Source organism: Myxosarcina sp. GI1 (assembly GCF_000756305.1).
Lineage (GTDB): Bacteria > Cyanobacteriota > Cyanobacteriia > Cyanobacteriales > Xenococcaceae > Myxosarcina.
On the sequence record NZ_JRFE01000015.1, the window covers coordinates 55,850 to 70,589 of the forward strand.

The following is a 14,740-nucleotide window of genomic DNA, read 5'->3' on the forward strand; positions in this document are numbered from 1 at the left end:
TAAAAATGATTTATACTAATCGGGTTTAGTAAGGCTCAAAAAATAGCTGCGTAACTGTTCGTATATCTGGTTTTTAGCGAATGTCCGATTGCATTCACCCGTAACACTAAGAATGGGAACAACTTCTGCTACACAGTTACTATAGGCGAGTGCTTGTAAACCACGAACAAACTCAAGAGTCCAGATGTTTTCGCGAACGGCGATATTTTGCTGGCGGAGATAGTTTAATAGTTGCGATCGGGCTATTCCTGGTAAGATACCGCTAGCTAAAGCTGGAGTGTACCAACAACCGTCGTGCCAACCCCAAAGATTGCCCGTACTGGTTTCCAGCCAATTACCGTTAGTGTCTATTAATATTGCTTCTTTAGCACCGTGTTTATTTGCTTTTTGTAAAGCTAAGTACGCGCCTAAGTAATTACCCGTTTTGTAAGTAGCAATGTCGCGACGAAATAAATTGTCTGCTGCTAACCAAGCGGTAATTCCCTGTTGGCGTTGGGTTAAGTCTAAAGGCAAATTACGCCCGACAATTAGTTCGCGTCCATTGGGAAATATAGTTATTCTCAGGACGGGAAACGAAGCTAATAAAGTTTCTACACCTTGTTGTAAATGCTGCCAGTTTGGTTGTTGCCAATTGAAAACTGTTAGGCTTTGTTTGAGGCGATCGCAGTGAGCATTCCAATTAGTGAGAGGATGGCTTAAAGACTGTTGGTAAACCCGCATTGTGGTAAAAACAGTTGCGCCGTAGAGTAATCCAGGTTCATTAATGTGTAGTTGTAAAGTATCTTGTTGACTCAGCTTGCCATCGTACCAATACATTATTTACAACTCGTCTTCAGTAAGCTGTGCTACTTTCAAAAAATGCTTTAACAAGCCAGTTTTCAAAGCTTTATTACCATAAATTGGAACAGAAATTCGTTGTGGATTATCAGATTTTCCGTAAATATGATGACTGCCATTGACTCTCAGCAATATCCATCCATGACGTTCGAGTAGTTTAGCAAATTTCTTGCCGCTAATAGATTTCATACCGCAATCTCTAAGATTTGAGCATTAGTATCTAATTTAAGCTCGGCTTCATCAATAGACAAACATCCTTCTACTGCCTCATAAATATTTTGCAGTAATTCTTCAAAAGTATCTCCTTGAGTAGCACAGCCAGGAATTGCAGGTACTTCTGCCCAAAATCCACCTTCTTCTGCTTGATGAACAATAACTTTTAGTTTCATAATTATTACGTTCGATGCAACATCATAAAAATTATATCTATATGTTTGTTGTAATCTAAAAAATTCAGAGTTTTGCTATTGATTTACTAGCGATCGCCAGTTATTTATTAATTTGATTTGACGTAACTCAAACAACCGACATCTACACTCGCTTCAAAAACGAAAAATAATAAAATCATCATTCTTAAGACGTATATTTTGTTAATAAATTAAAAATATTGATAGACAAAACAAGGCAAGATATTTGAGCTAGACTACTTCTAACTAAGTTCGTGTTATAGATAAATAATATGAGAAATCATATTTAGCAGTGCAGTTTGACTCAACACTTGCTTCATCTATAAAGCGATCGCTCTAAATTGATAATGACACTTTAGTAATATCGACTTTGTTAAGTATATAGATAAAAAGCCATTTGACTATTGTTTTAGCGAGAAAAATTGTTACGGCTAATTATTTTTTATCAGCATTAAAAACGAACGGAAAAAGAAAAATAATGAACATTGGTAGACGAAATTTAATTAAGTTTGCTTCTGCATCGAGTTTAGTTGCCGCAGGTTTGGCAGCTTCAAGTAAATATACGCCACTTTTTGCACAGGATGTATCAAATGTTGGTGTCAAAGAAGGAGAAATGCTCTATCGGCAATTAGGGCGCACGGGAGAAAAAGTCTCACTAATTGGTTTGGGCGGTCATCATATTGGCAGACCTAAAGACGAGCAAATGGCAATCGCGCTAATTCGTAAAGCGATCGATCGCGGCATTAATTTTATGGATAACTGCTGGGACTATCACGACGGCGGTAGCGAACTGAGAATGGGTAAAGCTTTGCAAAATGGCTATCGCGACAAAGTTTTTCTTATGACTAAAATTGACGGTCGAACCAAAAAGTCTGCTGCCGAACAAATAGACCAGTCCCTGCAACGCTTGCGAACCGATCGCATCGATCTGCTGCAACATCATGAAATTATTCGCCTGGAAGATCCCGATCGCGTTTTTGCCCCAGGCGGTTCGATGGAAGCAGTATTAGAGGCTCAAACAGCTGGAAAAGTTCGCTACATAGGTTTTACAGGACATAAAGACCCATACGTTCATCTCAGAATGCTAGAAATTGCCAAACAGAATAACTTCCGTTTTGATGCAGTACAAATGCCTTTAAATGTAATGGACGCTCACTTTAGAAGTTTTGAACGGCAAGTTTTACCCGTTCTGGTTCGAGATGAGATTGGCGTATTGGGTATGAAATCAATGGGCGATCCTTACATTCTTCAGAGTAACACCGTTAGCCCCATTGAATGCCTTCATTACTCGATGAATTTGCCCACTTCGACGGTAATTACGGGTATTGAAAAAATGTCGATTTTAGACCAGGCATTTGAGGCGGTCAAAACCTTTGAACCTATGAGTGAAGAACAAGTAAGTGCATTACTCGATCGCACCCGCGAAGCAGCAGCTACAGGTAAGTACGAGCTATTTAAAACCTCATATAAATTTGACGGTACAGCTAAAAACCCCGAATGGTTGGGATATATCGATTCATAGTTAAACTGCTTTTAGTATTTAATTAATACTGAATGAATTAAGATCTTAAATAATAAGAGCGCGTTCGCAATTCGATATTATTCTCTTGTTTCTATGGTTAAGTCTCTTTCAACCTCACAGTCAACTTCAACTTCTAGTTTTTCAAATAACAATTTATCGGCAACCCAAAAAATTGCTTTAGACGTGTCGGGCATGAAGTGTGCTGGCTGTGTTAAGGCTGTAGAAAATCAGTTAGAACAAAATTCTGGGGTAGTATCGGCTCAAGTCAATCTAATTACAGAAGTAGCGGTAGTTGAATACGAAGCTAAAACTGTCAAACCAGAATCACTAGCAGAAAAACTAACTGCAACGGGTTTTCCTACGCAATTGCGACAGAGCGATCGCAGCATTCGGCAAGCCGCTAATGATGCTCGTAACAAACGCCAAGAGCAGCAGCAACAGCAAGTTCGCCAATTGATTACTGCCGCGATATTATTAGTTTTTTCCAGTATTGGGCATCTCAAACATTTTGGTTTGCCCTATATTCCCGTACTGAGTAATGTTTGGTTTCATTGGGGGTTGGCAACTCTAGCTATATTTATCCCTGGGCGATCGCTCATAATTGATGGTTGGCGCGGTTTAGTTCGTGCTATGCCCAACATGAATACTTTAGTCGGTTTGGGTACAGTTAGTGCCTATGTGGCTAGCTGCATAGCTTTAGTATTTCCCCAACTAGGTTGGGAATGCTTTTTCGATGAACCAGTAATGCTGCTGGGCTTTATCTTGTTGGGGCGGACTATAGAGAAAAAAGCTAGAAATCGTGCTTCTCAGGCGTTAGAAAAACTAGTCTTTTTGCAGCCACCAGTTGCCCGTTTGGTTAGTAAAGATGATTCAGAAACGGCAATTGAAATTCCTGTAGAACAAGTCAAGATAGGCGAATGGCTGCGAGTTTTACCAGGAGAAAAAATTCCCGTTGATGGGGAGATAGTTTTAGGTGAAACAGCTATTGACGAGTCGATGCTGACGGGAGAATCTTTGCCTGTAGAGAAGCGAGCTTCAGATATGGTAAAGGCAGGTACTATTAATCAATCTGGAGTTATTACGCTCGAAATAACTAAAATTGGCGATCGCACGACTCTTGCTAAAATTATCAGTCTGGTTGAAGATGCCCAAACTCATAAAGCTCCAGTACAGCAGCTTGCCGATACCATTGCGGGTTACTTTGCCTATGGGGTAATGGCGATCGCTACATTAACTTTTCTGTTTTGGTATTTTATCGGCACTACAGTTTGGACGGAAGTTTTAGTTACCACTTCCCACACTATGGGAGGTATGGTAATGAATACTTCACCTCTATTGTTAAGTCTTAAACTAGCAATTTCTGTATTGGTTATCGCCTGTCCCTGTGCGCTGGGTTTGGCTACCCCCACCGCAATTTTAGTCGGTACGAGTATCGGTGCCGAACGAGGAATTTTAATTAAAGGTGGCGATATTTTAGAGCGAGTCCAGCAATTAGATACCGTCGTCTTCGACAAAACTGGTACTTTAACTATCGGTCATCCGCAAGTTACTGACTGTATACCTTATGGCGAACTGGATAGCAATCGCCTATTACAGTTAGCTGCTGCTGTTGAAAATGGCAGCAATCATCCTTTGGCTAAAGCAATTATCGACTATGCTAAAAAACAACAACTTTCTATGCTGAAAGCACAAGATTTTCAAAGTGAATCGGGTTTGGGTATTTTGGCAACGGTAGCAGATAAAAAAGTTTATTTGGGTAATAAAGATTGGTTAGTCAAACACAATATTAAACTTGACGATGACAGCCAACGTCGGGCAGAGTCTCTATTGCGATCGGGAAAAACGGTTATTTATGTAGGAGTAGAAGAAAAATTAGGGGGATTAATTGCCTTACAAGACACCCTACGTCCCGATGCGGCTCAAACCGTTCGAGAATTGCAGTCAATGGGTTTAGAAGTAGTTTTACTTACAGGCGATCGCCAAGAAGTAGCAGATACCGTAGCAAAAGAACTAAAGATAAACAGAGTCTTAGCTGAAGTCAAACCAGAACAAAAAGCAGAGGCGATTAAATCTTTACAAAAATCGCAGACAGTAGCTATTATTGGCGACGGCATCAACGACGCGCCAGCTTTAGCAGTAGCAGATGTAGGCATATCTTTACAAGAAAGTACAGATGTAGCGATCGAAACCGCCGATATCGTTTTGATGCAGAATAAGTTAGCAGATGCGATCGCCTCAATCGAACTCAGTCGGGCAACCGTCAATAAAATTAGGCAAAATCTGCTTTGGGCTTTAGCGTATAACGTATTGGCAATCCCCCTGGCAGCAGGAATATTGTTACCTAGTTCGGGAATACTTTTATCTCCAGGGTTGGCAGCAGGAGCAATGGCGTTTAGTTCGGTAATAGTTGTTTGTAATTCACTTTTATTAAATCTTCATTTTTCCTCGACTAAACGATAATTTATGTGAAAATGAAAGACGAAAATTAGAAGTTTAAGCGATTTAGTAGACACCAAAAAGTAATCCGCTCATTACAAACTTACTTAATCAATGGCTGCAAAACCCGTACAACATCGTGAAGAACACGTATTAATCGTCATTGATGGCAAAGGACGAAAAGAAATTCTACTGCGAGAAGAATACTATTCTCTAGGTAGAGGAAAGCAATGCAACATCGTGTTGCAATCTCAGTTTGTATCCCGCCATCACGCTACTATTATCAAGCGATCGCGTGAAGATGGCAGTTATTACTATCGGATTATTGATGGAGATTCTGAAGGCAAGGTTAGCGTCAATGGCTTGTTAATAGATGGTCGTAAGGTACGCTTTCACGATCTTAAAGATGGGGATAAGGTAGTATTTGGTCCCCAGGTTTATGCAATCTATCAATATCGTCAATACGATATTTTTCCGACCATTCCCCCAGACGATCCTTTTGACATTACCCTAATCGATCCTTCAACGATTGATGCTTCACTGGATGTAGACAATTAATTTAATGGATGCTTTTGCCAATTTAATCGGACAGGATCGGGCAGTTCAATTTTTATGGCAGGCTGTAAAATTAAATCGTATCGCGCCGGCATATTTATTTTATGGTGCGGTTGGCATTGGTAAAAAAATAGCTGTGAAAAGTTTTGCCGAACTGTTACTGACTGCTAATTTACCATTTGATAAACAGCTTAAGGCGATTAAAAAAATTAGAGCCAAACAACATCCCGATTTGTTGTGGGTGCAGCCTACTTATCTACACAAAAAAGAATTAATCTCGGTCGATCGCGCTATGGAGCAAAATTTATCATTTAAAACCGCTCCTAAAATTCGCATCGAACAAATTAGAGATATTACGCGGTTTTTAACTCGCCATCCTTTAGAAGCCTCTCGTCAGATGGTAGTTATTGAATCAACCCAAACTCTAACAGAACCTACTGCTAATGCTTTGTTAAAAACCCTGGAAGAACCAGGAAACGCAACTATAGTTTTGCTAGCCCTGGACAAAGACTTACTTTTGCCTACATTGGTTTCACGCTGTCAACACGTCCAATTTTATCGCCTGTCAGAAAGTAATTTGGCAACAATTCTCCAACGGGAAGGCTACTCAGAAATTTTAGAGCATTCCGAACTCATGGAGATCGCCCAAGGAAGCCCAGGACAGGCGATCGCTTCTTGGCAGCAGCTACAGCAAATAGATCGAGATTTACTGCGGCAGTTGTTACAACCACCTCAAAGTCCTTTAGAAGCTTTTAAACTCGCCAAAACTATTAATGCAGAGCTAGATTTAACAGCGCAACTTTGGCTAATCGACTATTTACAAAACTACTATTGGCAACAAGGAGCGACACGAGAAACGATCGAGCATTGTGAAACAGCACGTCAGTATCTAAATGGTCACGTTCAACCCCGTTTGGTTTGGGAATGCCTACTTTTATCTCTGGTAAACAACAAACTGACTATAAATAGCCATGTTCGGTTAGGAAATTAAGACCAATATCTTCTTGTTGTGCGATCGCATTACCATTAATAGCTGTTTCAGGTAGTAAACCTTGAAGATTCTGCCTTACCGCTCTTTCTACATATTTACCAAGAATATCGCTTTCTAAATTTACTAAATCTCCGCTTTGTAAATAACACAGATTAGTTTCGGCATAGGTATGAGGAATTACGGCACAGCTAAACCAACTGCGATCGCCAGCGATTTCGGCAATAGTCAAACTAATTCCATTGACGGCAATACTGCCTTTGGCAACTAAATACTGTCCGATACGCTCTTGCCATTTATTTGCTTCTGGGGGACTGCCAAAACGCATCAACCAGGAGTTGTTGCTAGAGCTAGATTCAAGCAAACAGCCAATGCCGTCGATGTGTCCCGTAACAAAATGTCCGCCGATTTTGCTTCCTGCCCTGAGAGAAGTTTCTAAATTGGCGTATTTAGCAGCGCGGCGGCGATCGCCTAAAATTGTCCTATTTAAGGTTTCGGGAGAAACACTGGCAATAAAGCTGCGATCGCTAATAGTTTCTACTGTCAGACAAACTCCATCTACTGCCACGCTATCCCCAACTGCCAAATCCTCTAAAACTGAGGCTGCCTGTCTTCCGTCGAGCAAAATTTGCAACCGATCTCGCCCTACAGTATCTACCGAACCCAGAGATTGTATTAAACCTGTAAACATAATATTAAAAAAAATACTTTAACTTGAGAACCGAGCCGTTGTAACATAGTAAACAACTAAAAAATACATAAAAAAGCTTAAAATTGCCAATTTTTAAGGAACAATTGACCTATAAATTGCATACTAAATATTAGGGAAACTTATCACTAGCAATTTATTTGCGCTCAAATAAATTTTTTACCTAAACCGAAAAAATGAATAAATTTCTGCAAGACAGGCTTTATACATATTATTTTAACTTCGGGAGGACTTGGTCAACGCCAATAAATTAAGGCATACTGTGATTAAACATTACCAGGTCGAAACAGACTTTACCCGAACAGGGTAGAGTTACTGCGATCGCCAAATTCCGCCCCGTTCAAAAAATAATATTGCTTTGCTGCTTGGCTCGTATGATACATTCAGCATATTTTTACCAAGTTGAAGCAAACTCCGTTGTGTTACGACGAAGTATCTTTGACTAGAGCAAAAAAATCGACATTATGATATTTTTGCTTGTTTTAGCTCTTATATTCTGCCGATATTGTTACTTCTTCAGAGGCTAAATCCATGATTGAAATGAAAGTTGCTGGCATTGCACTAGAAGCCGCTAGTCGTAGTCCATTTATCCTGCTCAAAGATAGTTCGGAAAGACGAGCATTACCTATTTTTATCGGACAAGAGCAAGCCAGATCGATTATCAGCGCGTTGGAAAAACATTATCCCCCTCGCCCTCTCACTCACGATCTAATCGCGAATATTTTTGACAGTTGGGATTTGAACCTGGAAAAAGTTATCATTCATTCTTTGAGAGATAATACATTTTATGCGGTTCTCTGTCTGCAAAAAGGTGAAGTCAAAAAAGAAATTGATTGTCGCCCGAGTGATGCTGTTGCTATTGCTCTGCGGACTGATTGTCCAATTTGGGTAATGGAAGAAGTAATTGCCGATGCTTCAATTCCTGTAGACCGAGATGCTGATGATGCCGAACGAGAGGCTTTTAAAGAATTTGTTTCCGATCTCAGTCCAGAGGAGCTAATCAAACGAGGTGGCTACAAGCAACACTAGTACCGCTACGCGGAAGTAAAAAGTTAGAAGTCAAAAGGAAAAAGTGTTTGGCTTTTTCCTTTGTTATTTGTTCGAGCAAATTTATTAGATGCGACTGCGAAGATTTGGCAAAACCAATCTCGATTTATCGGTGTTCTCTTTGGGAACCATGCGTTTGGCTTCTGAAAATACAGCCATAGCTACAGTTGAAAGAGCGATCGCGCTAGGCATCAATCATTTAGAAACTGCTAGGGGCTATGGCAATAGCGAAACTTATTTAGGTTCGGCTCTAAATAAGCTACAAATACCGCGATCGCAAATACACATTACAACTAAACTACCCCCTACGCTAGATGCCGAACAAATGAGGGGCTGGATAAACGAGTCACTAGACAGATTGGGTTTAAAATATATCGACTGTTTGGCAATTCACGGCATTAATACCTACGAACATTTAGAGCGACTCACAAGTTCTTCAGGCTGTTTGAAAGCGATTAAAGAGGCAATTGCCGAGGGTAAAATAAGACATTTGGGCTTTTCTACTCACGGTAGTTTAGAGCTAATTTTAGCAGCTATTAATACAGATTTATTTGAATTTATCAATCTTCACTATTATTATTTTCAACAGCGCAACCGAGAAGCGATCGCCCTGGCTGCTAGTAAAGACATGGGGATATTTATTATCTCGCCAGCAGATAAAGGAGGTAGACTCTACACCCCTCCCGAACAGTTAAGGCAGCTATGCAGACCTTTTACTCCTTTAGAATTAAACTATCGTTTTTTATTGAGCGATCGCCGCATTACTACTTTAAGTGTCGGTGCGGCTATTCCAGAAGAATTAACAGTTCCTTTGCAGCTAGCGGATAAAGACTATACTCTTACCGTTGCCGAAATAGAAGTATTTAATAGATTGGAAGAACATCTAGAACAATCTTTAAACGACGAACTCTGTCGTCAGTGCGATCGCTGTTTGCCCTGTCCCGAACAAATTAACATTCCCGAAGTGCTAAGACTCCGCAATCTAGCCGTAGCCTATAAGATGACAGATTACGGTCGATATCGCTATCGAATGTTAGAAAATGCGGGACATTGGTTTCCAGGCTCTAAAGGTAATCGCTGCACCGAATGTGGTGATTGTTTGCCTCGTTGTCCAGAAAACTTAAATATACCTTTTTTAGTTAAAGATACTCATAGCAGATTAAATGGTTCCCCTCGCCGTCGCTTGTGGGAAGAAAATTAATAGCTAATCTGTAGGGTGACAGAAGCGCGTACGGTTTGTTCTCCACCGATTACAGGGGTACTAGGTTCGGCTGCATCTGCACTCATTAGTCTTTCTGCTTGGATAAGCTTTGGTTCGGGAACATTAGCACCATTAATTTGAATGCTGACGATCTCTTCAGGACTAAAATTAAGAGTTTCTAAAACCGCCTCTGCTTGCGATCGCGCATCAATAGTTGCCTGACGCAAAGCCTCTTTTTGTGCCTCAGAAATGGCTGTGTCAGTTGCGGTAAAACTTACGCGATCGATACGAGTAGCACCTGCTTCCACCGCTTCATCTAATAAATTACCTGCTCGCTCTGTTTCCAAGCGAAAACTGACTGTATTGGTACCGATATATCCGATTAAATTTTGTCGATTGTTACTGTAATCATAATTTGGCTGTAGCTGTATACCAGTAGTTTGTAACTGTTCTACTTTAGAAGACTCCAGCAAATCTACTACTGCCGAGGTACGTTTGGCAAGTTCCTGTTGAACTTCGATAGCTGTTTTACCTTTAATTTCTACGCCTAATTCTACTTGGGTTAAAGTTGTAGAAATTTTCTCCATTCCCTCTCCCGTTACTGTTAGCGTTCGCATGAGTTTTTCTTTGGTCAAAGCTGGTTCGACTGAAACTAAATTGAGCAAACTTAAAAGAACCAGCGTAAAGCCAAAACGCCGATAGGGTAAAGCAAGTCTATTCATTTTGTAGTTGTTTCCAATTTTTTTGATACTTAGTACGTATCTGTTGACTGGTTAGCTCTTTTGTTAGTTGCACGTAGGCTAAAATTATTAAATTATAATGTTGGGACATAGGACATATTTGTACGGACGTTCCATCATGCGCACGTTTCATCGTGCAGACGTTTCCAAGGAACGTCCCTATAGGACTCGCAAAATACTAGGGATACTGTCAATCGTGTCGCTATTTTTAATCTCAGCTAATGCTTGGCGAAAATCCCCTTCTATTACATCGTGAGTAACTACGACAATTTCGGCTAGTTTATTGCGGAAGCCAATTTGCACCACCGATTCTAAGCTGACGTTGTGTTTGCCAAAGCAAGTACCCAAATGTCCGATAACTCCAGGAACATCTCGACAGAGAAAACGAGCATAAAAACGAGTTTCGATCGCTTCAGTGGGAGTTAGCTTGCAAAAATCGCTATGAGTAAGACTCAGAAGCGGATCGAGAGTTTTAGTATTGCCATTACTTTTGAGAATGCCGACAATATTAATAATATCTGACGCTACAGCACTGGCAGTAGCACCTTTACCCGCACCAGGACCAAAAAACATTACCTGTCCTAAAGGTTCTCCCTGTACTAAAACTGCGTTATAAACTTCGTTGACGTTAGCCAGAGGATGAGTCTTAGGTACTAAGGTAGGATGAACTCTTACTTGTAAAGAAGGATCGGGTTCTAAATTGGTTTTGGCGATCGCTAACAGCTTGATAACAAAACCTAAATTGTTAGCATAATTAATATCGGTGGCGTTTATTTCCCGAATACCCTCACAAAGAATATCTTCTCGATTGATTCTGCCTCCAAAAGCGATCGAAGCTAAAATGGCAATTTTATCGGCAGCATCCAAACCATCGACATCGGCAGTAGGATCGGCTTCTGCATAACCTAATTGTTGTGCTTCAGCTAGTACTTCTTGAAAATCTACGCCTAATGCTGACATTTGAGTCAGGATATAGTTAGTAGTGCCGTTGACAATACCGATGAGGCTTTGAATGCGATTAACCCCCAAAGATTGCTTGAGTGGTTTAATTATGGGAATTCCACCCCCTACCGCCGCTTCAATTAATACGTATACCCCAGCTTTATTGGCTGCGGTATAGATTTCATCTCCATGACGAGCGATTACGGCTTTATTGGCAGTAACGATGTGTTTGCCATTAGCAATAGCTTTAAGAATTAGCGATCGCGCTGGTTCTAATCCTCCAAGCAACTCTACAACAATATCAATTTCAGGATTGGTAACGAGGGTTTCTAAATCTGTAGTCAAAGTTCCCGCTGGCAATTCAACCTCTCGGGGTTTATCGAGCGATCGCACACCTACCCGCTCGATTTTAATCTCATTTAACAGCGTATTGCGCCCTGAAGTATCTAATAAAATTTCAGCCGTACCCGTACCAACGGTTCCCAATCCTAGTAAGCCAATCTTGAAAGCCACAGTTACTTAAAATTCCTGATAGTGTAACTTTATCTAGATTAGCGGTAATAGGTACGATTGGCTATGGAGAGTTACTTCCTGTAATTTTAATGCGGTAGCTATTGTTGGCGTTTTCTCGATAAGAACCAATCCAAACTTCATAAATGCCAGGTTGCCATTGCCCTTCAATCATAGGATTGGCACTTTCGGCATCATCGTTACACCAAACACCACCTGGACCTTTAATTAAAATAGTTGTATCTGCGCTACTTTCAACTTCTACTTTTAAAAAGTCAAAGAAAGAATTGAGTTTAAAAATATGATTTGGCTGGCGATGAACGAAACCATCACAATACCCCGTAGCAGTATTTTCAGTTCTAACTACCTCTGCTGCTGAGGAATTTCCGCCGCTAATACCTTCAAGGGTCATCGGACTAGAAATAAATTGGCGGTCTATAATTACTTCCTCAATTCGATTTTGAGCTAATGTCGAAGTATTACAGCTAAGAATSGAGCCGATAAACAATAACCAGTAAAGTTTAATAAATGCTTGTTTATTTAAATTTAAGTCGAGCGATGACTTTATTTTATCAATCGCCAGGCGACGGTAATTATTAAGGTAGTACAATGGCTAAACGTAAATTAAATTTAGAAATTTACTGAAAATTTATTATTTACTGCTAGACGTTATTATTAAAAGGCTTGTTCCAAATACACTACTCTTAGTAAAAAGACGTTGCATCATATTGGATGGTGATAATAATTGACGGGGAGACGCAGGGAATAATTTGAATGTTGCTGAAAAAATTATCCCCCAACTATGAGATGTCAGTAAAAATACTAAAAACTGCCATAGTCTACACACAATGTTAGTTTTCCTCGATAATTAATAACTGTTCTCGATCGAATACCAATCTATCCTTGTTAAATTCTAGTTTTGAACCATTTCAACCACTTGCAGCGATCGCTACCAATCAAACAGCCGCTCGAATTCTGCAACCTTTGTGTCAAACTACGGAAGCAACTTTATGGCTACCCGAATCTGTAGAAAAGACACAAAATGCCCAATATTACCATTCAAGTCTTAAAAAACATCTTACTTCAATTTGGACATCTCACAAAGCAATTGTTTTTTGTCTGGCTGCTGGTGCGGTAGTGCGCTTAATTGCTCCATTATTAGCAGACAAACAAAACGATCCTGCAATAGTAGTTATCGATAGCTTGGGGCGTTATGTTATAAGTCTATGTGGCGGACATCAAGGCGGTGCAGACTTACTGACCCAACTGATTGCCGATACTATCGGAGCGGTACCAGTAGTTACGGGAGCGGCTAGCAGTTGCAAATTACCCGCGATCGATACTCTAGGTGTTCCTTACGGTTGGCGTAAAGGTGAGGGAGACTGGACGGGAGTAATGGCAGCAGCAGCCAGAGGCGAAACCGTACAGGTAATTCAAGAAGTGGGTAATACACTATGGCAAGAACATCTCCCAGAGCAACATTCGTTTAGTTTTGACTTTTCTGAAATTAAGCCTCAGGCTCGTATTTGGATAAGTCTTACCCAAAGAAAATTTGCCCCTAAGTCTGATTTTCCCAAAGTACAGTGGCATCCTAGAGTCTTGTGGGTAGGTATTGGTTGCGAGAGAGGTACTTCTAGGCAATTAATAGAAACGGCTATTAATACCACTTGTCAGAAATATCATCTAGCTAAAGACGCGATCGCGGGAATTGCCAGTATCGATATTAAATCCGACGAAACGGGAATTTTAGAACTATGTGGCAATCTTTCCCTGCCGTTTAAAACTTTTACTGCCGAACAGTTACGTCAGGTGACAGTACCTACACCTTCTAATGTTGTGGCTAATGAAGTTGGTACGCCAAGCGTTGCCGAAGCTGCTGCTATCTTGGCAGCTAATAACCAAGAATTGCTAGTTACCAAACAGATATTTAAAGGCGATAACGAACCTGGAGCGGTTACTGTAGCGATCGCGCAAGCCGAGCTAGAATATACGGGACGTACTGGCAAACTGTTTTTAGTCGGTATTGGTCCTGGTAGTTTAGATCAAATTACGCCTGCGGCAAAAACTGCGATTACCTCTGCCGATGCAATTATCGGTTACTCTCTCTATACCGAATTAATTGAACCCTTACAGCGTGTAGGACAAATTATTGAATCTTTACCCATTACTCAAGAAAAACAAAGAGCGCGACGAGCTATAGAACTAGCGCAGTGGGGTTTAACTGTTGCCGTGATTTCTTCTGGTGACTGTGGTATCTACGGTATGGCAGGTTTGGTGTTAGAAGCTTTACAAGCCGATAACTGGGATGGTAAAACCCCTCAAGTACAAATATTTCCTGGTATTTCCGCTTTACAAGCGGCAGCATCTAGAGCGGGCGCACCTTTAATGCACGATTTTTGTGCTATCAGTCTCAGTGACTTATTGACTCCTTGGGAAGTAATTACCAAACGTCTGCAAGCCGCAGCGCAGGGAGACTTTATTGTGGCAATTTATAACCCGCGATCGCAAAAACGCACCCAGCAAATTATTACCGCACGGGAAATATTTTTACAGCATCGTCCGTCAAATACCCCTGTGGCGATCGTTCGAGAGGCTTATCGAGATAACGAACAAGTTACTTTGACTACATTAGAAAAAATGTTAGAAGCTCCGATAGATATGCTAACCACAGTAATTATCGGCAATAACAATACTCGTAACTATGCTAACTGGATGATTACTCCCAGAGGTTATTCGGTAAATGTTTAGTTGAGACCAAATAAACACTATCGCGAACGCATTTCAATTGGAGTACAGAAGAAATAGTTTTATTGCTTCAACAGCCGTTTCAATAACATGTATACAAA

General features: G+C 40.6%; 15 protein-coding genes. 7 read left to right on the forward strand and 8 right to left on the reverse strand.

Annotated elements, in window-relative coordinates:
* Positions 1 to 15: 15 nt before the first annotated feature.
* From KV40_RS10835 to KV40_RS10845, 3 genes are read right to left on the reverse strand one after another with little or no spacing between them, the layout of a single operon-like run.
* A complete protein-coding gene (locus KV40_RS10835) occupies positions 16 to 816 on the reverse strand; it encodes an aminotransferase class IV (RefSeq protein WP_036481001.1) in 801 nt (266 codons plus the stop codon).
* 3 nt (positions 817 to 819) lie between these two features.
* Positions 820 to 1,026 carry a type II toxin-antitoxin system HicA family toxin gene (locus tag KV40_RS10840; protein WP_036481003.1) on the reverse strand — a complete coding sequence of 69 codons (207 nt, stop codon included), beginning with the start codon at positions 1,024 to 1,026 and terminating at the stop codon, positions 820 to 822.
* The gene (locus KV40_RS10845) at positions 1,023 to 1,226 is read right to left on the reverse strand and encodes a type II toxin-antitoxin system HicB family antitoxin (RefSeq protein WP_036481005.1); all 204 of its coding nucleotides are present in this window, start codon (positions 1,224 to 1,226) and stop codon (positions 1,023 to 1,025) included. Before KV40_RS10845 ends, KV40_RS10840 begins: the two co-directional genes overlap by 4 nt.
* Positions 1,227 to 1,722: 496 nt before the next feature.
* On the opposite strand from KV40_RS10845, the gene KV40_RS10850 reads away from it, so the two are divergent.
* From KV40_RS10850 to KV40_RS10865, 4 genes are all read left to right on the forward strand, one after another.
* A complete protein-coding gene (locus KV40_RS10850) occupies positions 1,723 to 2,766 on the forward strand; it encodes an aldo/keto reductase (RefSeq protein ID WP_036481266.1) in 1,044 nt (347 codons plus the stop codon).
* A gap of 93 nt (positions 2,767 to 2,859) precedes the next feature.
* Positions 2,860 to 5,226 carry a cation-translocating P-type ATPase gene (locus tag KV40_RS10855; protein ID WP_036481007.1) on the forward strand — a complete coding sequence of 789 codons (2,367 nt, stop codon included), beginning with the start codon at positions 2,860 to 2,862 and terminating at the stop codon, positions 5,224 to 5,226.
* Between the two features lie 90 nt (positions 5,227 to 5,316).
* Positions 5,317 to 5,760, forward strand: coding sequence for an FHA domain-containing protein (locus KV40_RS10860; RefSeq protein WP_036481009.1), 444 nt, complete (start codon positions 5,317 to 5,319; stop codon positions 5,758 to 5,760).
* A gap of 4 nt (positions 5,761 to 5,764) precedes the next feature.
* A complete protein-coding gene (locus KV40_RS10865; RefSeq protein WP_052055541.1) occupies positions 5,765 to 6,748 on the forward strand; it encodes a DNA polymerase III subunit delta' in 984 nt (327 codons plus the stop codon).
* Here KV40_RS10865 and ribE read toward each other — a convergent pair.
* Positions 6,717 to 7,436: a riboflavin synthase gene (gene ribE / locus KV40_RS10870; protein ID WP_036481010.1), complete on the reverse strand. Its 720-nt coding sequence runs from the start codon at positions 7,434 to 7,436 to the stop codon at positions 6,717 to 6,719. The genes KV40_RS10865 and ribE overlap by 32 nt on opposite strands.
* A 549-nt stretch (positions 7,437 to 7,985) precedes the next feature.
* On the opposite strand from ribE, the gene KV40_RS10875 reads away from it, so the two are divergent.
* Both KV40_RS10875 and KV40_RS10880 read left to right on the forward strand, forming a co-directional pair.
* Complete coding sequence (locus KV40_RS10875; protein WP_036481011.1) at positions 7,986 to 8,483, forward strand: bifunctional nuclease family protein; 498 nt, start codon at positions 7,986 to 7,988, stop codon at positions 8,481 to 8,483.
* A gap of 88 nt (positions 8,484 to 8,571) precedes the next feature.
* On the forward strand, positions 8,572 to 9,702 hold the full coding sequence (locus KV40_RS10880; RefSeq protein WP_036481013.1) for an aldo/keto reductase: 1,131 nt from the start codon (positions 8,572 to 8,574) through the stop codon (positions 9,700 to 9,702).
* On the opposite strand, the gene KV40_RS10885 is transcribed toward KV40_RS10880, so the two are convergent.
* From KV40_RS10885 to KV40_RS10895, 4 genes are all read right to left on the reverse strand, one after another.
* Positions 9,699 to 10,424 carry an SIMPL domain-containing protein gene (locus KV40_RS10885; RefSeq protein WP_036481015.1) on the reverse strand — a complete coding sequence of 242 codons (726 nt, stop codon included), beginning with the start codon at positions 10,422 to 10,424 and terminating at the stop codon, positions 9,699 to 9,701. The genes KV40_RS10880 and KV40_RS10885 overlap by 4 nt on opposite strands.
* A complete protein-coding gene (locus tag KV40_RS34870; RefSeq protein ID WP_156114012.1) occupies positions 10,417 to 10,575 on the reverse strand; it encodes a hypothetical protein in 159 nt (52 codons plus the stop codon). Before KV40_RS34870 ends, KV40_RS10885 begins: the two co-directional genes overlap by 8 nt.
* A 26-nt stretch (positions 10,576 to 10,601) precedes the next feature.
* Entirely contained in the window at positions 10,602 to 11,897 is a 1,296-nt protein-coding gene (locus KV40_RS10890) for a homoserine dehydrogenase (protein ID WP_036481017.1), read from the reverse strand.
* Between the two features lie 61 nt (positions 11,898 to 11,958).
* A complete protein-coding gene (locus tag KV40_RS10895; RefSeq protein WP_081942829.1) occupies positions 11,959 to 12,504 on the reverse strand; it encodes a hypothetical protein in 546 nt (181 codons plus the stop codon).
* Positions 12,505 to 12,797: 293 nt separating this feature from the next.
* Here KV40_RS10895 and cobJ point away from each other — a divergent pair, with 293 nt between their 5' ends.
* Positions 12,798 to 14,642: a precorrin-3B C(17)-methyltransferase gene (gene cobJ / locus KV40_RS10900; RefSeq protein WP_052055542.1), complete on the forward strand. Its 1,845-nt coding sequence runs from the start codon at positions 12,798 to 12,800 to the stop codon at positions 14,640 to 14,642.
* Positions 14,643 to 14,740: the final 98 nt, after the last annotated feature.